The organism is Mycobacterium sp. P2_H7, from assembly GCF_056403275.1.
The window spans coordinates 211,191-232,518 of record NZ_JBFUFU010000005.1 but is presented as its reverse complement, the minus strand read 5'-3'; the positions used below and the strand labels follow the sequence as shown (position 1 = coordinate 232,518).

Annotated in this window: 21 protein-coding genes and 1 pseudogene; 10 read left to right on the top strand and 12 right to left on the bottom strand. The window is 66.8% G+C overall.

All coding sequences use genetic code 11. The features are described 5' to 3' along the window. Positions 1-29 precede the first annotated feature (29 nt). From AC1DY7_RS06995 to AC1DY7_RS06980, 4 genes are all read left to right on the top strand, one after another. On the top strand, positions 30-950 hold the full coding sequence (locus AC1DY7_RS06995; RefSeq protein WP_477492930.1) for a LysR family transcriptional regulator: 921 nt from the start codon (positions 30-32) through the stop codon (positions 948-950). Between the two features lie 111 nt (positions 951-1,061). Then, a complete protein-coding gene (locus tag AC1DY7_RS06990; protein ID WP_477492929.1) occupies positions 1,062-2,399 on the top strand; it encodes an LLM class flavin-dependent oxidoreductase in 1,338 nt (445 codons plus the stop codon). Positions 2,400-2,457: 58 nt separating this feature from the next. Beyond that, complete coding sequence (locus AC1DY7_RS06985; RefSeq protein ID WP_477492928.1) at positions 2,458-3,435, top strand: ketopantoate reductase family protein; 978 nt, start codon at positions 2,458-2,460, stop codon at positions 3,433-3,435. Positions 3,436-3,567: 132 nt separating this feature from the next. Further along, positions 3,568-4,959 carry an NtaA/DmoA family FMN-dependent monooxygenase gene (locus AC1DY7_RS06980; RefSeq protein WP_477492927.1) on the top strand — a complete coding sequence of 464 codons (1,392 nt, stop codon included), beginning with the start codon at positions 3,568-3,570 and terminating at the stop codon, positions 4,957-4,959. A gap of 3 nt (positions 4,960-4,962) precedes the next feature. Here the strand turns inward: AC1DY7_RS06980 and AC1DY7_RS06975 are convergent, their stop codons facing one another. Then, positions 4,963-5,253 carry a WhiB family transcriptional regulator gene (locus AC1DY7_RS06975; RefSeq protein WP_477492926.1) on the bottom strand — a complete coding sequence of 97 codons (291 nt, stop codon included), beginning with the start codon at positions 5,251-5,253 and terminating at the stop codon, positions 4,963-4,965. A gap of 145 nt (positions 5,254-5,398) precedes the next feature. Here AC1DY7_RS06975 and AC1DY7_RS06970 point away from each other — a divergent pair, with 145 nt between their 5' ends. Further along, complete coding sequence (locus AC1DY7_RS06970; protein WP_477492925.1) at positions 5,399-6,586, top strand: Cmx/CmrA family chloramphenicol efflux MFS transporter; 1,188 nt, start codon at positions 5,399-5,401, stop codon at positions 6,584-6,586. On the opposite strand, the gene AC1DY7_RS06965 is transcribed toward AC1DY7_RS06970, so the two are convergent. The 8 genes from AC1DY7_RS06965 to AC1DY7_RS06930 form a co-directional block, all read right to left on the bottom strand. After that, entirely contained in the window at positions 6,583-7,404 is an 822-nt protein-coding gene (locus AC1DY7_RS06965) for a BtpA/SgcQ family protein (protein WP_477492924.1), read from the bottom strand. The genes AC1DY7_RS06970 and AC1DY7_RS06965 overlap by 4 nt on opposite strands. Positions 7,405-7,450: 46 nt before the next feature. Beyond that, positions 7,451-8,221 carry an SDR family NAD(P)-dependent oxidoreductase gene (locus AC1DY7_RS06960; protein WP_477492923.1) on the bottom strand — a complete coding sequence of 257 codons (771 nt, stop codon included), beginning with the start codon at positions 8,219-8,221 and terminating at the stop codon, positions 7,451-7,453. A 20-nt stretch (positions 8,222-8,241) separates the two neighbouring features. After that, the gene (locus tag AC1DY7_RS06955) at positions 8,242-9,309 is read right to left on the bottom strand and encodes an ABC transporter ATP-binding protein (protein WP_477492922.1); all 1,068 of its coding nucleotides are present in this window, start codon (positions 9,307-9,309) and stop codon (positions 8,242-8,244) included. A gap of 20 nt (positions 9,310-9,329) precedes the next feature. Beyond that, positions 9,330-10,145: a carbohydrate ABC transporter permease gene (locus AC1DY7_RS06950; RefSeq protein ID WP_477492921.1), complete on the bottom strand. Its 816-nt coding sequence runs from the start codon at positions 10,143-10,145 to the stop codon at positions 9,330-9,332. After that, positions 10,142-10,993 carry a carbohydrate ABC transporter permease gene (locus AC1DY7_RS06945; protein WP_477493223.1) on the bottom strand — a complete coding sequence of 284 codons (852 nt, stop codon included), beginning with the start codon at positions 10,991-10,993 and terminating at the stop codon, positions 10,142-10,144. The genes AC1DY7_RS06950 and AC1DY7_RS06945 overlap by 4 nt, the downstream gene beginning before the upstream one ends. A gap of 66 nt (positions 10,994-11,059) precedes the next feature. Further along, on the bottom strand, positions 11,060-12,385 hold the full coding sequence (locus AC1DY7_RS06940; RefSeq protein WP_477492920.1) for an ABC transporter substrate-binding protein: 1,326 nt from the start codon (positions 12,383-12,385) through the stop codon (positions 11,060-11,062). A gap of 29 nt (positions 12,386-12,414) precedes the next feature. Next, positions 12,415-13,896 carry an FGGY-family carbohydrate kinase gene (locus AC1DY7_RS06935; protein ID WP_477492919.1) on the bottom strand — a complete coding sequence of 494 codons (1,482 nt, stop codon included), beginning with the start codon at positions 13,894-13,896 and terminating at the stop codon, positions 12,415-12,417. Further along, a complete protein-coding gene (locus tag AC1DY7_RS06930; RefSeq protein WP_477492918.1) occupies positions 13,893-14,687 on the bottom strand; it encodes a DeoR/GlpR family DNA-binding transcription regulator in 795 nt (264 codons plus the stop codon). Before AC1DY7_RS06930 ends, AC1DY7_RS06935 begins: the two co-directional genes overlap by 4 nt. 262 nt (positions 14,688-14,949) lie before the next feature. Here AC1DY7_RS06930 and AC1DY7_RS06925 point away from each other — a divergent pair, with 262 nt between their 5' ends. From AC1DY7_RS06925 to AC1DY7_RS06915, 3 genes are all read left to right on the top strand, one after another. Further along, positions 14,950-15,216, top strand: coding sequence for a hypothetical protein (locus tag AC1DY7_RS06925; RefSeq protein WP_477492917.1), 267 nt, complete (start codon positions 14,950-14,952; stop codon positions 15,214-15,216). 65 nt (positions 15,217-15,281) lie between these two features. Beyond that, on the top strand, positions 15,282-16,493 hold the full coding sequence (locus tag AC1DY7_RS06920) for a sensor histidine kinase (protein ID WP_477492916.1): 1,212 nt from the start codon (positions 15,282-15,284) through the stop codon (positions 16,491-16,493). Further along, positions 16,490-17,152 carry a response regulator gene (locus AC1DY7_RS06915; RefSeq protein ID WP_477492915.1) on the top strand — a complete coding sequence of 221 codons (663 nt, stop codon included), beginning with the start codon at positions 16,490-16,492 and terminating at the stop codon, positions 17,150-17,152. The genes AC1DY7_RS06920 and AC1DY7_RS06915 overlap by 4 nt, the downstream gene beginning before the upstream one ends. Before the next feature lie 3 nt (positions 17,153-17,155). On the opposite strand, the gene AC1DY7_RS06910 is transcribed toward AC1DY7_RS06915, so the two are convergent. From AC1DY7_RS06910 to AC1DY7_RS06900, 3 genes are all read right to left on the bottom strand, one after another. Then, positions 17,156-17,731 (bottom strand): hypothetical protein, encoded by a 576-nt coding sequence (locus AC1DY7_RS06910; RefSeq protein ID WP_477492914.1) that lies wholly within the window; start codon positions 17,729-17,731, stop codon positions 17,156-17,158. A 417-nt stretch (positions 17,732-18,148) separates the two neighbouring features. Next, positions 18,149-18,511: a histone-like nucleoid-structuring protein Lsr2 gene (locus tag AC1DY7_RS06905; protein ID WP_477492913.1), complete on the bottom strand. Its 363-nt coding sequence runs from the start codon at positions 18,509-18,511 to the stop codon at positions 18,149-18,151. Between the two features lie 394 nt (positions 18,512-18,905). Then, complete coding sequence (locus tag AC1DY7_RS06900) at positions 18,906-19,172, bottom strand: hypothetical protein (protein ID WP_477492912.1); 267 nt, start codon at positions 19,170-19,172, stop codon at positions 18,906-18,908. Positions 19,173-19,181: 9 nt separating this feature from the next. Here AC1DY7_RS06900 and AC1DY7_RS06895 point away from each other — a divergent pair. Continuing rightward, positions 19,182-19,970: pseudogene (locus AC1DY7_RS06895) on the top strand (SLC13 family permease); the annotation flags it as partial. Positions 19,971-20,047: 77 nt separating this feature from the next. Next, positions 20,048-21,292, top strand: coding sequence for a PucR family transcriptional regulator (locus AC1DY7_RS06890; RefSeq protein WP_477492911.1), 1,245 nt, complete (start codon positions 20,048-20,050; stop codon positions 21,290-21,292). Positions 21,293-21,328 lie beyond the last annotated feature (36 nt).

Below are 21,328 nucleotides of genomic sequence, written 5' to 3'. Positions count from 1 at the left end.
CCGGCGCCGTACTGTGCCAGGCTGGTCCGATGCTCGATCTGCGCCGCATGATGTTGCTGTGCGACCTGGCTGACCTAGGTTCGGTGACAGCTGTGGCCGAGAGGCGCAGCATCACCAGTTCCGCTGTGTCACAACAACTCCGGGTTCTTGAAGACGAAGCGGGCGCCATCCTGTTCCGCCGGGAGGGACGGACGCTGGGCCTGACCCGCAGCGGGCACGTGCTCGTCGAGCATGTGCGCCGGGTGCTGACCGCCGTGGACGAGGCGATGAGCGCGGTCGCCGCCACCCGCGACCACGTCTCCGGACAGGTCGCCATCGCCGCGTTCAACATGGGCATCCCGACGCTTGCCGCACCGATGATGGCGCGCCTGAGTGCCGCCGAGCCGAACCTGCGTGTGCTGGTCCAGCAGGAGACCAGCGCGGTCGCCCTGCGACTGCTGCGTCAGGGTGAGGTGGACGTGGCCATCACCTGCCGGTACGACTTCGGCGGCGAGGAACCCCTGGGCGGTCTGGCCGCCGAGCCGTTGATGCACGAGCCGCTGGTCCTGCTGGCGCCCAAGGAATTGCATCTGCGCATCGCCAAGCAGGGCCTGGCGGCATTGGCCGACGGTCCCTGGGTGACGGGACCGCAGAACTCCGGCCTGGAATCAGCGGTCCTGCGCGCGGGCGAGCACGCCGGGTTCACCCCGCAGGTCAAGCACCGGCTCATCGGCGCGCAGAACATCTGCGACCTGGCCGCCACCGAGGTCGCCTCGGCGGTGGTGCCCCGGCTGTCCGTGCCGACAAGGCTGGAATCGCTCATCGTGCCCGAGGTCAACGTCGGTGGCCGTACCATCAGCGCCGTGGTCCGGGCCGGCCGCCAGCGTGACCCGAACCTCGCCCTCATCCTGCGCACCTTGCGGACCATCGCAGCCGAAGCCCTGCCCGAGCAACTCAGCGTCGCATCCTGACACCCGATCCTGCTACACATTTCGCGTAGCGAAAAGGTACGGATTCTTCGCCCGCCGCCGGATACGTTCGGATAGAACGGAATTGGAAGCGTGGAGAGGGCGGTTGTTCTGATGCGTGGGCGTCAACTACATCTGAACGTGTTCCTGATGACCACCGGCCACCACGAGGCGTCGTGGCGGCTGCCGGAGTCCGATCCGCATGCCGCGACCGACGTGGCGCACTACATCAAGTTGGCCCAGCTCGCCGAACGCGGCACCTTCGATTCCCTGTTCCTGGCCGACAGCCCGCAACTGAACGGCGATATCGGCCGCCGGCCGCTGGGCATCCTGGAACCGCTGACACTGTTGACGGTGCTGGCCGGCGTGACCGAGCGGATCGGGCTGATCGCCACCGCGTCGACGACGTACAACTCGCCGTACAACCTGGCGCGCCGGTTCGCGTCGCTGGATCATGTGAGCAACGGCCGGGCCGGCTGGAACGTCGTCACCACAGCGACCGTCGAGGCGGCCCGCAACTTCGGCCTGGATCAGCTGCCCGAACACGGCAGCCGCTACGCCCGGGCAGGCGAGTTCATCGATGTCGCCAAGAAGCTCTGGGACAGCTGGGAAGACGATGCGATCCTGGCCGACAAGGCCTCCGGCACGTGGGGTGATCACGACAAGGTGCACCCGCCGCACCACCGGGGTGAGCATTTCTCCGTCCAGGGCGCGCTGAACATCCCGCGCTCCCCGCAGGGCTACCCGCTGCTGGTGCAGGCCGGGTCGTCCGAGGACGGCAAGCAACTGGCGGCACGCTACGCCGAGGCGGTGTTCACCGCACAACAGACCACCGCGGAGGCCCGCGCGTTCTATGCCGACCTCAAAGCCCGGGCCGCCGGGTTCGGCCGCGACCCCGACACCGTGAAGATCCTGCCCGGCATCGTGCCCGTCATCGGCAGCACCGAGGCCGAAGCGCGGGCGAAGGACCGCGAACTCGACGAAGCCATCGTGCCACTGCATGCACAGCGTCAATTGGCCGATACCTTGCGCGTCCCCGTCGAACGGCTACCGCTGGACGAACAGCTGCCCGACGATCTGCCCGACGAAACCGAGATCCAGGGCGCCAAGAGCAGATTCACCCTGATCGTGGAACTGGCCCGCCGCGATCGGCTGACGGTGCGGGAACTGATCGGCCGGCTCGGTGGCGGGCGCGGGCACCGGACGTTCACCGGCACCCCCGAACAGGTCGCCGACGCGATCGAGGAATGGTTCACCGGCGGCGCCGCAGACGGATTCAACATCATGCCCGCCGTGCTGCCATCGGGCCTGGAGATCTTCGTCGACCAGGTGATACCGATCTTGCGCAGGCGCGGGCTGTTCCGGACCGAGTACTCGGCGGCCACGCTGCGTGGCCACTACGGGCTGGCCCGCCCCGCCAACGCGAACCTGCCTGCACCGGTGAGCGTATGACGAACGGGCGGCCTGCTGCTCCCAGTATGTCGACAGTCGGGCTCGGTACCGTGAACCTGTGGTGACCCGAAGCAGTCCGTTCGTGGTGGTGTACGGCGCCGGTGCCATCGGCGGGGTCATCGCAGCACGGCTGGCGCTGGCCGGCACCACCGTGGTGGCAGTCGCCCGTGGGGAGCACCTGAACAGGATCCGCGACGACGGACTGACAGTGGTGACCCAGACCGGCAGCGAGCGCGTCCCGCTGCCGACGGCCGCCGACGCCGGTGAGATCGATTGGGCCGCCTCACCCGCTGTCGTGCTGGCGGTCAAGAGTCACCAAACTGCTTCGGCGCTCGATGATCTGGCCGCGCATGCCCCCGCCGGGACGCCCCTGTTCATCGCCCAGAACGGGGTGGCCAACGAGTCGGCGGCACTCCGGCGGTTCGCCAACGTGTACGGGGTCGCCGTCATGCTGCCGGCCGGCCATCTCGAGCCGGGCGTGGTGGTCCAGCAGAGCCATCCCGTGGCCGGCATTCTCGACCTCGGCCGCTATCCGGGCGGACATGACGAGCACGCGGCGAGGGTGTCCTCGGCACTACGTGGGGCGCAGTTCGTCTCCGAGGTCCGCGACGACATCATGGCGTGGAAATACCGCAAACTCATCGCCAACCTCGCCAACGGGGTGATCGCGGCGTTCCGCCCCGGGCCCGGGGCCGACGAACTCGTCCGACTCGCCCGTGCCGAAGCAGAGCAGGTGCTGCGCGAGGCCGGAATCGCCGTCGTCACCGCCGAACAGGATCAGCACCGTCGCGGTGCCATCCTGGCCGGCCGGGCCCGTACCGATCAGCACGGGTCCACCTGGCAGAGCGTCACCCGCGGCCACACCCAAGTCGAAACCGATTGGTTCAACGGCGAAATCGTGCTGCTGGCCCGCCTGCACGGCACCACCGCGCCTGCCAACGAGCTGATCCAGCGGGTCACCGCCGAACACGCACGCCTGGGCCGGCCGCCACGCTCGCTGGATGCCGGGGCGAGTCTCGCGCAACTGGGCTCCTGACCACCTGCCGCCGACCGGCCTTTTGCGCAGTTCAAGGAAAACGGTTGAGCGTGAACAATTCTCGCCATAACCTGCTCGATTGGCCGAGTTAAACGCTGCGCCAGCACAATCCGCACCATCAGGAGTGAGAACGTGACCCGTCCCAGACTGATCCTCAATGCCTTCACCATGAACACCGCCACCCACGTCTCGTACGGGACCTGGCGGAACCCCGACACGCGCAGCGTCGAATTCGACCAGCTCGACCCGTGGATCGAACTCGTCAAACTCCTGGAGCGGGGCACCTTCGACTCGGTGTTCTTCGCCGATGTCGTCGGACTGTACGACGACTACCGCGGCGGCTGGGACACCTATCTGCGCGAAGGGCTGCAGATACCCAATCACGATCCGTCGGCCATCGTGTCGGCGCTGGCGTTGGTGACCGAACACCTCGGGCTGGTCATCACCAGCTCGGTGCTGCAGGATCATCCGTTTTCCTTCGCCCGCAAGATCTCCACCCTCGATCACGCGTCGAACGGGCGGATCGGCTGGAACGTGGTCACCAGCGCCCTGCGCAACTCGGCCCGCAACTTCGGCCTGCCCGAGCGGGAGGAACACGATGCGCGCTACGAGTGGGCCGAGGAGTACACCGAAGTGGTGTACAAGCTGTGGGAGGGATCCTGGGAGGACGGCGCGCTGGTGCGGGACCGGGCACGGGGCGTGCATGCCGACCCCGACCGCGTGCACAAGATCAACCATGTGGGTGCGCGGTACCGCGTCGAGGGCCCGCACCTGAGCTTCCCGTCACCGCAACGCACCCCGGTGCTCTTCCAGGCCGGTACCTCCAGTGCGGGCCGCGCCTTCGCGGCCCGGCACGCGGAAGGCGTGTTCATCAACGCGGCCTCCCCTGCGGGCGCCCGCAAGGTGATCGAGGACACCCGGGCCACGGCGGCAGCCGCCGGCCGGCTCGGTACCGACATCAAGTTCTTCCAAGGCCTGTCGTTCGTCGTCGGATCGACCGAGGCCGAGGCGCGCGCCAAAGCGGCCGAACTCGACGAGTACCTCAGCGTGGACGGGCTGATCGCGCACCGCAGCGGTGGGATCGGCATCGACCTCGGCGGGCTGGCCCACGACACCCCGATCGGCGATCTGGCCGCCCAGGTTCAGGGCACGCGCAGCACCATCGAGGCACTCGTCAACGCCGCCCCGCCCGGGACCAACCCCACGATCGCCGACCTGATCCGTCAGCAGCAGGAAGCGACCCGGGTGGTCGGCACTCCGGAGCAGATCGCCGACGCCCTGGAGAAGCGGCAGGACGCGGGCGTCGACGGCCTCAACATCCGCTACATCACCACGCCGGGCTCGTTCGCCGAATTCATCGACCATGTGGTGCCGGAGTTGCGCCGACGTGGCCTGGCCCAGTCCGAATACCGGCCGGGAACGTTGCGGGAGAAATTGTTCGGCGCCGACGCCCAGCTGCCGCAGCGCCACCCCGCCCGGCACTGGCGGGACCGGTTCGGGGCCCCCGCCGCGGCGGCGGGGTGAGCGTTACTTCCCGTGCGAGGTCAGCAGCTTGGCGCGGTCGCGAGCTGACAGCGCACCCCACACACCGTGGGTTTCGCGCGTCGCCAGCGCATGATCACGGCACAGCGCGAGGACGGGGCAGGCGCGGCAGATCTGCTTGGCCCGCTCCTCGCGGGCCCGCAGCCCGGAGCGGCCAGAATCCTCGGGGAAGAAGACCTCCGGGGCGAGCTGCCTGCAGGTTCCCATCGTTTGCCAGGTCCAGTCCTCGGCCAGTGGCCGCACCGTTCGCCACTCGCCATCGCTCAGTACCGTCATCTCCCGACAACGCCTCCTGTCCCGGTCACTCGTTTGCTGCCAGTGTCGCGGGCAGGGCGACCGGAGGCCAGAGATCGACTCGCCGTGAACCGAGGCCCGTGGTGCTAGCGTTCTGCAGCGATCGATCGAGACGAAAGGACGCGCCGTGATCCCTGCCGCGGTCTGGGTTCTCGGTGCAGCGATCTTCGCGCAGGGTACGAGCGAACTCATGCTGGCCGGCCTGCTGCCTGAGCTGTCTGCCGACCTCTCGGTGACGGTCCCGCAGGCCGGGCTGCTGGTGTCGGTGTTCGCCCTCGGCATGCTGATCGGCGCCCCGGTGCTGGCTGTCCTCACTCTGCGCTGGCCGCGCCGCCGCGCCATGCTGATGTTCCTCGGCGTCTTCATCGCCGCGCACGTCGCCGGCGCACTGACATCGAGTTACTTTGTGCTGCTGGCCGTTCGCTACATCTCAGCCTTCGTCTACGCCGGGTTCTGGGCGGTCGGCGCAGGCACCGCCATATCCCTGGTCACCCCGGACCGGCGAGGCCGGGCCATGAGCGTGGTGGCCGGCGGTCTCACCGTCGCCACCGTGATCGGCCTGCCTGCAGGCACCTGGATCGGGCAGCACCTGGGCTGGCGCGGCGCGTTCTGGGCGGTCGCCGTTCTGACCGCGGTCGCCACCGTCGCCGTGCTGCTGGCGGTGCCTGACACCCGCCCGAACCCCGCGCCCCGGCTCGCCGACGAACTGCGCACCCTGGCCACACCTCGATTGTGGTTGTCCTACACCATGACCGCGGTGTCCGTTTCCGCGCTGGTCGGTCCGTTCACCTATTTGAGTGCACTGTTGATCACGACGAGCGGGCTCGAGGCGCGGTGGGTGCCGATGGTGCTGGCGGGCTACGGGGCGGGCGCGGTGGCCGGGATGGCGATCGGCGGGCAGACGGCCGACCGCCGGCCCCGCGCCACCCTGGCGGTCGGCTTCACCGCGCTGATCGTCATCCTGGTGCTGATGGCCCTGAGCACACACCACATCGCGTTGTTCACCATCCTGACCGTGCTACTCGGACTGGCCGGCTTCGGCGTCAATCCCGCCCTGAACGCCAGGGTGTTCAGCCTGGCACCGTCGGCCCCGACGCTCACCGCGGCCGGTACCACCGCGGCCTTCAACGTGGGCATCGGTGTCGGACCGTGGCTGGCCGGTATCGCGCTCACCGCCGGCTTCGGCTACCCGATCGTGATGTGGATCGGCGCGGCGCTGGGGGTGGCGGCCCTCGGCCTGCTGGCGATCGATGTCACCGTGGACCGAGGGCGGACCACCCCCGCACCGGAATCCGCCGAACTGTGCAGTAGCTAGACCAGCTGCTCGCGGAAAGCCCTGGCGGCCAACATCAATTCTTCGACCCGCTTCTGATCGGCCCGGTTCTCGAACACGCCGCCTTCCTTGAAGTACGTTCCCACCACGGCCCCGTCGGCGATCGCGAGTTGGGTTGCGACGTTCTCGGCCTTCACCCCGGTGTTCACGAACACCGGCACATCGCCGGCCGCGGACTTCACCACCCGTAGCGCTTCGGCATCGGTCGGTGCGCCTGCGGTGGCGCCCGAGACGCAGATCGCGTCCGGCAGCGTGGCGAAGACCGTGGTGCGGGTGATCGACGCGAGGTCGCGGGCGGCCAGGTAGGTGGCCGACTCGGGCACGATGTTGAACAGCAGCTTCACCCCTGACCCACCGACACGAGCCCGGTGCCGGGCCACCTCGCCGACGTTGGTGTCCCACAGGCCGAAATCGCTGGCGTACACACCGGTGAAGATCTCCCGGACGAACTTCGCACCGGTGGCGACCGCCAGGTCGATGGAGGCCCGGCCGTCCCACAGCACATTGACCCCGTACGGCAGGAAGAGGTCGGGGAGCAGCTCACCGATGATCCGCGCCATCGTGATCGCGGTGATGGGCTCGGTCTTCGTCAGGTACGGCAGGCTGAACTCATTGCTGATCATCACGCCGTCCACTCCCCCGGACTGCAGTGCATCGAGCTCGGCACGAGCCCGGTCGACGACCGCGGCGATACCGCCGGCGGAGTCGTAGCCGGGATCTCCGGGCAGTGCGCTCAGGTGGAGCATGGCGATGACGGGCTTCCGTACTCCGAAGACCTCGTCGAGCCAGGTGGTGGTCACTGATATGCCTTTCTGGTTGATATACAAGCGTTTCGGGGGTGGACGGCTAGTCCATGTAGGCGCCGCCGTTGACGGCCAGCGCCTCACCGGTGACGAATCGGGCGTCTTCGGACAGCAGGAACGCCACCACGCGGGCGACGTCGTCGGGCTGTTCGAGGCGGCCCAGCGGGGTGTCGGCGATCATCATGGTGCGCACCCCGTCCCCGCTCATGCCGCGCAGCTTCGCCTCCCACTCCAGTTCCCTTGTCTGCATGGGTGTCTCGACGTAGCCGGGACACACGCAGTTGACAGTGATGCCGTGTTCACCGAGCTCGTAGGCCATGGCCTGGGTGAGACCGACGACACCGAACTTGGAGGCCACGTAATCCGAGAGAAAAGGCACCCGGCCCTGCTTGCCGGCCATGGAGGCGGTGTTGACGATGCTGCCTGCGATGCCGCTACGCACCATGGCCCGGGCCGCTGCCTGGCCGCAAACGAACACACCTTTGAGGTTCACGTCCATGGTCTGGTCGTAGGCGGCCACCGGCGCATCGAGAAACGTGTGCATGAAGGAGATTCCGGCGTTGCTCACCCATGCGTCGAGACCGAGGCGGTCGGCGATGCCGTAGGCGACCGACGCGGCGTCCTCGGGTGCGCTGACGTTGAGCACCGCCGATTCGTGCCCGACATCCGGGTTGGGCAGCGCGGCGGCGACCTCGCGGGCGGCGTCCCCGTTGATATCGGTCACGACGACGCGCCAATCACGTTGTGCGAGTGTGGTGGCGATGGCCCGTCCGATGCCGGATCCGGCGCCGGTCACCACGACTGTCTTGGTCATATCTGTGCTTTTTCCTCTACTTATCGGGTTGCGCCGGCCAGGCGCAGGTGAGTCTGTGCGTCGAAGGCGTGGGCGGCTCCGGGCCGGACGGACAGCGCCACCGGGGCGCCCTCGGTGATGCCGGTGAGCCGGGACGTCTCCACCACGCTGGTCAATTCGGTCCCGAGGGCGTCGATGGTGACGATGGCGCGCGGGCCCAGCAGTTCGATCAGGGTCACCCGGGCCGTCGCATCGTCGGCCGCCACCGGCACCAGGTCGTCGGGACGCACCCCGAGCGTGATCGGGCCGGCGGCATCGACGCCATCGACATCGACGGTGAAACCGGTTGGCAGGGTGAAGGTCCGGCCGGCCAAATCACCGTCGACCAGGTTCATCTTGGGGCTGCCGACGAAGGACGCGACGAAGGTGTCCACCGGGGTGTTGTACACCTCCAGCGGAGTGCCCTCCTGCGCGATGCGCCCGTCCCGCAGCACCACCATGCGGTCCGAGAGCGTCATCGCCTCTTCCTGATCGTGCGTGACGTACACCGAGGTGATGCCCAACCTGCGCTGGATCTGCAGCAGTTCGGTGCGCGTCTCGACCCGCAGCTTCGCGTCCAGGTTGGACAATGGCTCGTCGAACAGGAACACCGACGGCTCCCGGATGATGGCGCGGCCGATGGCCACCCGCTGCTGTTGACCACCGCTGAGATCCTTGGGCTTGCGGTCCAACAACTTTCCCAGGCCCAGCGACTCGGCCACCTCGTCGGCGCGGCGTCCGGCCTCTGCGCGCGGCGTCTTGGACGCCCGCAGCGGGAAGGCGATGTTCTCCCGCACCGTCAGATGCGGATAGAGCGCATAGTTCTGGAACACCATGGCGATATCGCGGTCTCGTGGCTGCAGGTTGGTGACGTCGCGCTCACCGATGGTGACGGTGCCCGAGGTGACGGTCTCCAGCCCCGCGAGCATGCGCAGTGAGGTCGACTTGCCACACCCGGACGGTCCGACCAGCACGGTGAAGGAACCGTCGGGCAGTTCCAGGTTCAGGTCGGTGACGATGGACGTGGACCCGTAGGACTTGTTGACGCCGGAGAAGCGGACTGTTGCCATGAAGCTGTGCTCACCAATCGTTAGAACTTGACCGCGCCGCCGCTGATGCCCTGGACGAGCCGGCGCTGGATGAAGAAGCTGGCGATGACGACCGGCACCACGGCAATGAGGATCGCCGCGCTCATCGAGCCGATCTGCACACCACGGAAGGTGTTGAAGCCGGCGATCGCCACCGGCAGGATGGCGGCCTTGCCCGGCGCCAGGATGAGGCCGTAGAACAAGTCGTTCCACGACAAGGTGAAGCCGAAGATGGCCGCGGCGCCGATGCCGGGGAACACCTGGGGCAGCACCACGATCCGGAACGCCTGGAAACGGGTGAAGCCGTCGACCTGGGCCTGTTCCTCCAGCGAGCGGGGTACCGCCTCGAAGAACCCGATGAGGAACCAGGTGACCACGGGCAGAACGAAACTCAGGTGCGCGAAGATGACAGGGACGACGGTGTCGTTGAGGCGCAGCGCGTAGGCCATGGTGAGGAACGGGAACACCAGCACCGCGGGGGGCAGCACCTGGGCAGCGAGCATGCCGAACCGGGTGGCGGTGCCGCCGGCCCGGAACCGGGCGATGGCGTAGGCGCCCATGCTGCCCACCACCACACTGATGCCGACGGTGACGGACGCGACCAGCGCACTGCGGCCGGCGGCGCCCAGGATGTCCGAGGACAGCACGTTGCGCCAGCTGTCCAGCACCGGGGTGAAGCTCAGCAGGAACGGATCATTGAGCTGCTGTGCGGTTTTCACACTGGCCAGTGCCACCCACAACAGCGGGAACAGGACAGTGATCGCGGCCGCCCACAGCAGGGCGATCCGGCAGATGGTCAGGACACGGGAGTTCTTCATGACTGTTTGGCCTTCTCCATCCGGCGGAAGGCGATCACGATGACCGTCAGCACCAGTAGCAGCACCACGAATGCCATCGACGAGGCGGACCCGAGACGGAAGAACTGGATCCCGGTCTGATAGATGAAGTACTGCAGCGTCTCGGTTTCGGTCCCCGGCCCACCGCGGGTGGTGGCGAAGACGTACTCGAATACCTTCATGGCGTCCAGGGAGCGCAGCATGATGGCCACCACCAGCACCGGGCCCAGCAGCGGGAGCGTCACGCGCCGCAGCACGTACCAGCCGTTCGCGCCGTCCACCCGGGCCGCTTCCAGCGGTTGGCGCGGAATGGATTCCAGCCCGGCCAGCAGCAGTAGCACCATGAACGGCGTCCATTGCCAGACATCGATGAACGCCATGGTGAACAGGGCCCGGCCGGGTCCGAAGAAGTCGTAGTCGATGCCGATGGCGCGCAACAGGTGTGGGATGGCGCCGAGCTGATCGTTGAGCAGGAAGCGGAAGATCAGGCCCACGGCGATGGGAGTGATGAACATCGGCGCCAGCAGCATCGAGCGGGTGAGATCCCTTGCCCAGCGCTGCTTCTGCAAGGAGAGCGCAATCGCGAGCCCGATGATCAGCTCCAGCCCGACCGCGACCAGAACGTAGAGCGCGGTGGTGCCGAAGGCGTGCCAGAACTCACCGTTGCCGAAGGTGTCGACGTAGTTGTCGGCGCCCACCAGATTCGGTGCGCCGTGGTTGGTCAGCTTGTAGTCGGTGATGCTCAGGTAGAACGCGTAGGCCAGCGGGAAACCGACCACCCCGACGAAAAGTGCAACGAGGGGGGCGACCATGCCGTGTTTGAACTGCACCATGGTCCGTGCTCCTTTCGCGGGGTGGTCGGTTTCTTCGTAGGGCTCGCTCCCCGGGGGGTGGAGCTAGCCCTGGATCTTCTCGGCGGCGGCCTGCGCGGCGGCCAGTGCGTCATCGACGCTCTTGGTGCCTGCGACGGCCTCGTTGAGTTCGGTGCCGACGGCCTGGATCATCTCTTCGCCGCTGGGACCCTGGCTCAGTGGCGCCGAGTCGGCGAGCAGCTTTTCCACGGTCTGGTAGTAGTCGGCGCCGAATTGTCCGTTGAGCACGGCCGGATCCTTCAGCGTGCTCTGCCGGATGGCCGCGCCACCCTTCTCGGTGCGGGTGACGTCATGCGGCTTGGCCGTGATCCAGGATGCGAAGGCCCACGCGGCATCCGAGGCACCGGAGTTGGCCGGGATGGCCCAGCTCCACGAGCCCAGCACCTGCTTGCCACCGGGGATGGTCGCCAGCTTGAACTTGCCTGCGGCCGGCCCGGATCCGGGCTCGTTGACAGCCGGCAGCTGCCAGTTGTAGTTGATCATCGACGCGGACTGACCGGCGGCCAGCGAGCGCTGGGCCTCATCCATGCTCCAGTTGAGGCTGTTCGCCGGCGCGGCGTTCTTGTACGTGTCGATATAGGCGGCCAACGCGCGCTTGGCTTCCGGCGTGTTCAGCGTGGGCTTGCCGTCGGCGCCGTAGATGGAGCCGCCCGCGGCGAACAGCCAGTTGCCCCACTCTTCGAAGATCTTGTAACCACGCTGCGGCTGCATCGCGATACCGGCGCGGTCCCCGGACTTGAGCGCCTTGGAGGTGCTGACCAACTGGTCCAGGGTGGTGGGCACGGTCTGCTTGGCCTGCGCGAGATCGTCTGTGTTGTACAGGTAGCCGAGCGCGTAGTTGTAGAACGGCACACCGTAGCGCACGCCGTCGACGGTGGTGATGTCGGTCAGCGGCTTGAAGAAGTCACCCGCGTCGTAGTCGGGCGTGCTGTCGATCCGGGCGTCCAGCGGCTGGAGGAACTTCGCGTTGGCGAAGTCAACCATCCATGGGTTGTCCACCACGATCAGGTCGTAGTTGGGGGTGCTGGACTGGAAGGACGAGACCAGCTTGTCGCGCATCTGGTCGTAGGTCAACTGCTCGATATCGACCTTGACGTCCGGGTAGTCCTTGTTGAAGTCGGCCACCATCGATTTCACGATGTCGCTGTCGGGGACGTTCTCCATCAGGATCCGCACGTTGCCCGCGGTGTTCTTCGGGACCTCACCGGTGCCGGTCGATTGCGTCTGCTCCGGACCGCCGCTGCCGGCACAGGAGCTCAGCAGCAGCGCGATCGCGGACACCAGGGCGACCAAGGCCGCCACGAAGAACGGGCGCCTCCGACCGGGTGTCGGGGTGGTGGTGATTCTCATTGCAGCACTGTTCCTTTCGTGTTCTGTACTCATCGGGCGGCGCGAGCCAATCGGTGCGAGATGGGTGTCATCGCCGTGCCGAGTTCACGCCACGTCGCGTAGGCGTCGTCGTAGGCCGCGGCACGGGTCGGGTCGGGGACGTACGGTTCGTCCAGGGCTATGAAGCGGGCGGCATCGGACCAGTCGTCCAGCGCGCCGATGCCGATGGCGGCGATCACCGCTGCGCCCAGCGAGGCGCCGGGATGACCGCGGACGGGGAGCATCTGCAGGCCGAGCACGTCGGCGTGGATCTGTTTCCACAGTGTGGATTTCGAGCCGCCGTTGGTGATCATCACCCGGTTCAACGGGATGCCGATATCGGTGAAGACGTCGACGTGGTGGCGGAACCCGAAGGCGATCGCCTCGAGCACCGAGCGATACAGGTCCGCCCGGGTGTGGCCGAGGTGCAACCCGGCGAACGTGCCGCGCAGATCGGGGTCGTGCAGCGGGCTCTTCTCGCCGAGGAAGTACGGCAGGCACAGCACCTCTGCCGGCGCCCGCTGCGCCGCTTCGTCGTCGAGGGTGGTCAGCTCGGCCCCGCCGACGAGTGCCTGGAACCAGCGGATCAGGCTGCCGCTGGTCGCCATGCACCCGTTGGGCAGCCAGTGCCCGGGCACCGGGTGCGCGTCCAGATAAAGTCGTTCGTCGACGACCGGGGTGTCGCTGGCGACCAGGATGTCGCCCGCACCACCGAGTTTCACCAGCGCATCACCGGGATGGTTGACACCCGCCGCGTAGGCGGACAGCACGTGGTCTGCTCCCCCGACCACCAGCGCGGTGCCGGGCCGCAGACCGGTCAGCTCGGCGGCCTGCGCACTGAGCTCGCCGACCCGGCTGCCCGGGCGGTGCACCGGCGCAAGGGTTTCCGGGTCGAGGTCGGCGGCGGCGAGCACCGGGGCGGCGATCTGGCCGTCGATGCTGAACAGTCCGGATTCCAGCGCCCAGTTCTGTTCGACGTGACACGGCGCGCCCAGCGCCGTGAGCACCCAGTCATAGGAGCCGACCCAGTGCGCGGTGCGTGCGTAGACGTCGGGTTCATGCTCGCGCAGCCAGGCGGTGGTCGGCGCCACCGACTGCTGGGTGAGTGCCGACCCGGTCAGCGTCACCAGGTCGACGCCGGACAACTCGGCGGCCAGGGTGCCGACCTCGCGGTGCGCCCTGGCGTCGTTCTGAAGGATGGCCCGCCGCAGTGGCTTTCCCTGCCGGTCCACCGGTATGACCGCCGGCACCATGCCGGAGGTGGCCACCGCGCCGACGGCATCGGCGGAAACCGCACCGGCGGCGAGGACTTCGCGGATCGACTCGACGACGTTGTTGTGCCACTGGGCGGTATCGGCTTCGGCGATCCCGGGGCCGGTCGAATGCAGGACGGTCTCGCGGGTCGCGGTCGCGACGATGCCTCGCTCGGTGTGCAACAGCACCGTCTTGGTGCCGGTGGTGCCGATGTCGACGCCGATGGTGTACTCGCTCATGAAGCGCCGTCCTCGTGCCCGGCGACGCAGATGACCTCGACCCCGGCGCCGCGGGCGGCGACCAGCGCGGGATGGTCGACCTCACCGTCGGTGACGATGACGCCGACATCGGCCAAAGCGGCGATGCTGACAAAGGTGACGCGACCCAGCTTGCTCTTGTCGGCCGCGACGATGACCCGGTCCGCACGGCGCGTCGCCGCTCTTTTCACCCGGCTCTCGCCGTGGTGGTAGTCGGAGATTCCGCGGTCGACGTCGATGCCGGCGACGCCCATGACGAAGGTGTCGCAGTTGTACTGGGCCAGCGTGTCCTCGGCAGTGGGGCCGATCAGGCTCAGCTCGCCGGGACGGACCTCACCGCCGGTGAGGACGACGGTGGTGTCCGGTTCGTCGACCAGTTCCAGCGCCACCAGGATGCTCGGTGTCACGACGGTCAGACCGAGCCGGCGGCCGCGCAGCGACCGGGCCACGGCGAGTGCGGTACTGCCGGAGTCCAGGATCAGCGTCTCTCCTGGGCTGACCAGATCGGCGACGGCGTCAGCGATATGCCGTTTCTCCTCGGCCGCGTCGGCGACGCGCGTCGCGAAGGACGGTTCGGCGTCCTTGCCCTTGACGGCGATCGCCCCACCGACTACCCGGCGCACCACGCCGAGGGTCTCGAGTGCTTCGACGTCCCGGCGGATGGTCATCTCGGAGACGGCGAATTCGGCGGCCAATTCTGCGTAGCCGACTTCGAAGTCGGTTCGGACGCGCTGCTCGATGCGGTCGCGGCGAGTCCGTGCGTCCACGCTCACGCCCGACCCCACTGTGTAAAATTCACATAAACAGTGACCGTTATTGGTTTCACCGCAGCCGATTCATTCATTGAATGTGAATCTATGACACGAAGTGTGAGCTGTCCACACGAAAGTGAGATTTTTTCTCACCGGCAGTCTCATGCCCTGGTGGGGCCCGACCTACTACCACGGTCGCAGATCAAGATCGGTCCTCGGCACGATGTGCCGGGGCCCGCCGCTTCGTAGCGTCGAGGTATGACATCAGAAGAAGCCAAAGTTCATGGCTAGCAACACAAGTCCGAGACGCCCCGGCCTGTGCACCGGCGCGCTCGGGTTCCTGTTGGTCGCGCACACCGTGCAGCCGAGCATCAGTGTCGCTCCCCCGTTCGCGCGGGGGGCCGTCAAGAGACGGTTCGCCGCGCTGGTCGCGGCCGTGCGCGCCGCGACGCGCAGCACGCCGGCCGAGAAGAACGAGCCCTACTACCCACCGCAGCGGACCGCATTCGTCGAGGAAGCGGCCATGGCGCGCGAGATGTACCGGCTCTAGCTCCTACCGCAGTAGTACAACCCGAGCATGACGTGAATGACGGCCGATCGAATTAGCATGAAACGATGCTGGAGGCGGCCACACGGTACCTACAGGCCTGGGCGCGCACGCAGGAGTCGCGCATCCCGGGCGGATTCAGCTGGCCTTTCGTCCTGACCGTCGACGTCACCATGGTGGTCATCGGCGTCATCGCCACCCTGCAGCGGCCGATGTCGGACTGGCCCGCGGCGGTGCTCGCCAACGCCATCGCGATCATTCCGTGGGCGATGTTCTTCCTGTTCAAGAATCACGGCTGCGAGGGGCCCGCGCTGTGGGCAGCGTGGACGGCCGGGTCGGCGATCCTGATCTTCGGTACCTCGACACCCATCCACGGCGACTTCGCACCGCTGCTGTTGCAGTTGACCGTCGGCGTGGTCGGCGCCATCACCTCGCTGCGCGGCGGCATCCTGGCCGCCGCATCAGCGGCCGTGTTGCTGGGCATCGCCGCCGCCACCCACCGCATCGAAACTCCGGCGCTGTACCTCACCTTCATCGGGATTGCCTGGCTGATCGGCTATCTGGTACGCGGCCAACAGATTCTGCTGGTGCAGCAGCGCGAAGCCCAGGCCCAGTTGGCCGCTCATGCCGCTGCCGACGAGCGGCGCCGGATCGCCCGCGAAGTCCACGACGTCATCGCGCATTCGCTGAGCATCACGCTGCTGCACCTCACCGGTGCGCGCCACGCGCTCCAGCACGACGGGGACGAGATCGAAGCCGTCAGCGCCCTGCAGCAGGCCGAACGCCTGGGCCGCCAGGCCATGGACGACATCCGCCATACCGTCGGGTTGCTCGCGGGCGATGCGGTTCCGGTGACACCGGAACCCGGGGTGGCCGACATCAGCACTCTGGCTGAGGATTTCGCCCGGGCCGGCCTGGACGTCACGATAGACATCAGCGGCAGGCTCGAACACGTCTCCGCCGCCGCGGGTCTGGCGCTGTACCGGATCGCGCAGGAGTCGCTGTCCAACATCGCCAAGCATGCGCCGGGTGCACCGGCCGTGCTGACGCTGTCGGTGTCGCGCACCGCGGCGACGCTGGTGGTCATGAACGAGTTGCCCCGCGCCGCCGTCGTCGCGAACTCCGCGCCGGGCCGCGGCATCCGCGGCATGCGCCAACGCATCGAACTGCTCGGCGGCACGGTGGACATCGGCGCAGGGCCGGTCGCGTGGTCCGTACAGACAACCGTCCCGTCCTACGCCGCGAATGCGGATCTCCCGGCCCGGGTGCGCGCGTCGTGACCGCCGCCGCGCCGGTCACCGCGCTCATCGTCGACGATCAGGAACTCGTGCGGTCCGGCCTGTCACTCATCCTGCGGGAGAAGCACGGCGTCGTGATTGTCGGCGAATGTTCCGACGGTGACGAGGTTCCTGACGCGGTCGCCAGACATCGCCCGGATGTCGTGGTGATGGATCTGCGGATGAAACGAATCGACGGCGTCGAGGCGACCCGACGGCTCACCGCCGCGGGCGGACCGCCCGTGCTCGCGCTCACCACCTTCAACGATGACGAGCTGCTGTCGGGTGTCTTGCGTGCCGGTGCGGCCGGATTCGTACTCAAGGATTCGCCGGCTGAGGAATTGATTCGCGCCGTCCGCGCCGTCGGCAGTGCCCAGAGTTATCTCGACACGGCCGTGACGGCACGCGTCCTCACGACGTATCGGAGCTCCAGCGCACCGCCCGCCGATGTCTCCGCGCTGGACGAGCTCACACCGCGCGAACGCGACGTACTCACCCTGATCGCCAAGGGGCACACCAACAGCGAGATCGCCGAGGAGCTGTTCATCTCGGAGTTGACGGTGAAAACCCACATCGGCCGGATCTTCACCAAACTCGGTCTGCGCGACCGGGCTTCGGCGATCGTGCTCGCCTACGAGCAGCGCATCGTCACACCCCGGTAGTACCTACTTGCAGAGCTCCTCGACGGCGGCGTTCTGCGTGTCCGCCTCCTTGAGGCGGGCGTCCTGCCCCGGATCGCTCTTGGGTACCTCGGCCATGGCGGCGGCGCCGATATCCATCAACGTGTTCCCGAACTTGCGTACCGCGTCGGTGACGTCGGCGGGTGCAGCCGGTTCGATCCGGGACAGCAGGTACTGACCGCCGCCATAGAGCGCCAGACGGGCATTGGCCGCCACGGCCAGCGCGCCGGTGACGTCCTCCTCGCCCCCGGGCGACTGCAGGGCGCTGCTGTTGGCCACACCGGCCCGCACCAACTCGAACGCGGCGCACATTTTGGTTTTGGCGTCGTTCTTCTCGGTGTCGCTGAAGGTGGGCGCGGCGGCCTCCGTCGGTGCTGCACTGGCCGCTTGCGTGGGATTACGCCACATCCAGGCCGACGCACCGAGGGTGGCTATCGCGACCAGCATCGCGACCGTGGCCAGCACACCGGGACCGAAGTTCGACCCGGACTTGGTCTCCTCTGCGTCCGGTGCGGCTTCCTCGGATATGTTCTCGCCGTCGGGCTCGTTCTCATCGGACACGTTGGCAAGGGTAACAATCGGTCACGCTGGAACCTGATGGTCAGGGTTGGTTCGGCCGTTTGTTCGCCGATCAGCGGCACCCGAGCGGCGCCGGTCGATGGTGAAATCGACGTTTGCCGGCCGACCGGCGAGGACACGATCACGACTAAACGCTTCATAGCGTCAATTCTTTTTGCCCGAGATGGCGAGATACCTCGTGTCACGGCAGGAAAGCTGCGGATATCCGAGAATCGACGTTATTGACGGAATTGCCGCTTCCAACTCGCCGACCCGTGGCGCGACCTACGTCGCGAAGGGACAAGGCGAATAGCTGCGCTGTAACGACTGGTCCACTGTTAGGCGCTGAAAACGCCAACATCGACTTCTCGTCGCCAAAGTTGTCCGTTACCGACGAGAAGTCGACGTTCGCCGGGAAATCTAGTGGGCGGCTTCGAACGCCTCGAGGATCTCGCCCTTGATACGCCCGCGGTCGGAGACCTCGAACCCATTCTTGCGGGCCCACTTGCGGATGGCCGCCAGCTGTTCCTTGGAGCCGCCGCCATTGCCGTTGCCGTTCAGGGAGATCGACTTCACGGCGCGGCGCGAGCGCGTGCCGCGAACCTTCGAAGCTGCCTCGACGAAAGGCTTCAAAGCCTTATCGAGCTTGGCGATGTTGGACGCCGCCAAGTCGATCTGATACTCAACCCCGCGCACCGAGAACTCGACACGCTCACCGCCGCCATCCGAAATCTCAGAACCATCCAGGTCGTCAATTAATTGGCGGACAACTCGTTCGGCCATTGAAAAAGCCCCCATCTGTTCGATTGCCTTCGCAGGCTACCAGCGAGTTCACGCTGCTTCACATATCAACTACCAAACTCTCATGATTTATTAGCGAGTTGACGGGCTTCACTTAGGCGACGAGAAGCTTGAGGTATCTGCGGCGGCAAATATGACATAGCCGGAAACCGTACCGTTCATACGACAGCCCGCCGGTTCCGGCCACGATTTCGGATTTCGGCATCACGTTTATTCAACTAACGAAGACGTTAATTAAAGCCTTCTGCGATACGCCGCCAAAAAATGCTCGCGCTGGGCGCGAGAAATCGACGCGGATACACCGAGTCGGCGCCGATTGCCTGCCGTCGGACACGAGTGGCTCAGTGCCGCAACGTGTTTCCCTGGTACGGGTATATCAGTACTTTTTCGGTGCAGGTTTGCGCGCGGCGATGACTTCTTCGCCGAGTTCATAATCGTCGTCACTGTTGTGGGTCAACACGCCGACGGCGACCCCATTCGACTCGTACCAGACGGTGAATCCATCGCCGCGATCGAGGAACCGACTGTGGTCGTAGCCGTCGCCCCAGGCGTGGTACTTGACGGTCGCTTCACCGATGGTGGTCCAGAACCCCGGGACCGCATCCCATTCGCGTGATCCACCGGCAGCGTTTTCTCCAGCCACCGCACCCTGGCGTTCCTGGACAACGTCACCACCGTGCTGTTGATCGCACCGGTGACCCTGCTGGTGTGCGAGCGCCTTGGCATCAATCCGGTGCCATTTCTGATGGCGGAGGTGTTCGCCTCCAACATCGGCGGTGCGGCCACCCTGGTCGGTGACCCGCCGAACATCATCTTGCCAGCCGAGCAGGCTTGTCCTTCAACGACTTTCTGACGCACATGACTCCCCTGGTGCTCGTCGTCCTGATGGCTTTTGTGCTCATCCTGCCGATCCTGTTCCGCGGGGCGTTCGTCGTTCATCCTGACCGGGTTGCGGACGTGATGGCGCTCAACGAACGCGAGGCCATCCGCGACCCGCGCCTGCTGACGAAGTGCGGTGTGGTGCTGGCACTGGTGTTCACGGCCTTCATCGGCCATTCCGTCATCCACATCGCGCCCTCAATCGTGGCGTTACTGGGTCACCGCGACGATGCTGATCCTCATCGTGTCCGCCGGCCTGTCCGGCATCATCGACAACATCCCGTACGTCGCGACCATGAGCCCCGTCGTCGCCGACCTGACCGCTGCGATCACCGATCCTGTTCAGGCGCAAGCACTCTGGTGGGCGCTGGCGGCGGGCGCCGACTTCGGCGGAAACCTCACCGCGGTGGGCGCCAGCGCCACGTCGTCATGCTGGGTATCGCCCGCGAAGGCCATCCGATCAGCTTCTGGGAGTTCACCCCGTAAAGGCGCCGTCGTCACCATCGTGACGATCGCCCTTGCCGCGCCGTACCTGTGGTTGAGGTATTTCGTCTTCCGTTGACCAAGTCGGGCCCCGTTCCGGAGGCAGCGCGCCCGGTGTGCAGTCGATCCTGTCCCTTGCGCCGCTAGGGTGCAGTGATGGACGGGCGAGAGGAACCGGCCCCCAGCTCGACCGCGGGCACGGGGATCGCCGCGTCCATGCTGGCGAATGTGTCGGGTATGGCCGAGGACATGCTGGAGTATCTGGCCCAGCGCATCCCGGAGGTCGGCGGGGACTCCGAGCTTCGCGGCCTCACCCTGGGATCCTGCTCGTCAAATCTCGAAGCCGCGCTGTCGATGTACCGTCACGGCATCCACGTCGAGGCGGCCCAAGCCCCAGTGACAGCGCTTGAGCATGCACGAGCGATGGCGTCGAGGGGACACAGCGTCGATGTGATGCTGCGGTTCTACCGGCTGGGCCACGAGTACTTCACCGAGCGACTCTCCGAGGCGCTGAGGGACGGCATCGGTGACCCCGCAGTTTCGTTGCGAATCTTCGCCGATCTGGAGCGATTCGGGTTCCGATACATCGACCGCATCTCCAGTCTTGTGGCAGCGGAGTATGTCGCCGAGCTCGATCGACGCCAGAATCAGGCGCGAGCCGAGCGAGACGAAGTCGTCCGGGCACTGCTCGCCGGGGAGCGGATCGACAACGCGCGCGCCGAACGTGTGCTCGGCTACCGGCTCACCGGCCCACAAGTCGGTTTCGTCTGCTGGACCGATGACCGCAGCGTCAACCTCGATCGAGTCGCCAGGCACACCGGCAGACATCTCGGAGCAAGCCACTCACTGGTCGTCGCAGACGGCCCACTTGCAGTGTGGGGATGGGCGGCGCCTACCGCGGACATGCCAACGTCGTCGAAGGGCATGGCGACCGAGCTTTCCGGCGACTACGACAACGTTCACATCGCGCTCGGCTCTGCCCATCCTGGGGCGGCAGGCTTTCGTAGCTCTCACCGCGAAGCCCTCCGTACCCGACGGATCATCGACCTGTCCGAGCGCACGGCACCGTCGATCACGGCGTTCACCGATGTCGCGTTGGTCGACGCCATCTCACGCGACCTTGATGCGGCACGGGAGTTCGTCGCCGCTCAACTCGGCGACCTTGCTCGAGACGATGCCAAGGAGCGCGACGAACGCGCCGCACTGTTGGCGGTGCTCGACGCCCAAGGCAGTCTGGTCGCGGCAGCGCGCACCCTCGGGATCCACCGCAACACGATCCTGCAAAGAGTCCGTCGCGCCGAACAACGCATGGGCCGGCCGGCAACGGCCAGGGTCGTCGACCTGCACGCCGCCCTCGTCGTCTGCGACGTGCTGCGGTCGGCGATGCTGCCGGACCCGTAGCCTGACCGAGATAGCAGTCAGGCCCGCACCCGATGT

Coding starts and splice junctions, on each gene's coding strand:
- AC1DY7_RS06995 (WP_477492930.1), top strand. CDS start 30: ATGCTCGATCTGCGCCGCATGATGTTGCTGTGCGACCTGGCTGACCTA.
- AC1DY7_RS06990 (WP_477492929.1), top strand. CDS start 1,062: ATGCGTGGGCGTCAACTACATCTGAACGTGTTCCTGATGACCACCGGC.
- AC1DY7_RS06975 (WP_477492926.1), bottom strand. CDS start 5,253: ATGACGGTACTGAGCGATGGCGAGTGGCGAACGGTGCGGCCACTGGCC.
- AC1DY7_RS06960 (WP_477492923.1), bottom strand. CDS start 8,221: ATGACCAAGACAGTCGTGGTGACCGGCGCCGGATCCGGCATCGGACGG.
- AC1DY7_RS06955 (WP_477492922.1), bottom strand. CDS start 9,309: ATGGCAACAGTCCGCTTCTCCGGCGTCAACAAGTCCTACGGGTCCACG.
- AC1DY7_RS06950 (WP_477492921.1), bottom strand. CDS start 10,145: ATGAAGAACTCCCGTGTCCTGACCATCTGCCGGATCGCCCTGCTGTGG.
- AC1DY7_RS06940 (WP_477492920.1), bottom strand. CDS start 12,385: ATGAGAATCACCACCACCCCGACACCCGGTCGGAGGCGCCCGTTCTTC.
- AC1DY7_RS06935 (WP_477492919.1), bottom strand. CDS start 13,896: ATGAGCGAGTACACCATCGGCGTCGACATCGGCACCACCGGCACCAAG.
- AC1DY7_RS06925 (WP_477492917.1), top strand. CDS start 14,950: ATGGCTAGCAACACAAGTCCGAGACGCCCCGGCCTGTGCACCGGCGCG.
- AC1DY7_RS06920 (WP_477492916.1), top strand. CDS start 15,282: ATGCTGGAGGCGGCCACACGGTACCTACAGGCCTGGGCGCGCACGCAG.
- AC1DY7_RS06905 (WP_477492913.1), bottom strand. CDS start 18,511: ATGGCCGAACGAGTTGTCCGCCAATTAATTGACGACCTGGATGGTTCT.
- AC1DY7_RS06890 (WP_477492911.1), top strand. CDS start 20,048: ATGGACGGGCGAGAGGAACCGGCCCCCAGCTCGACCGCGGGCACGGGG.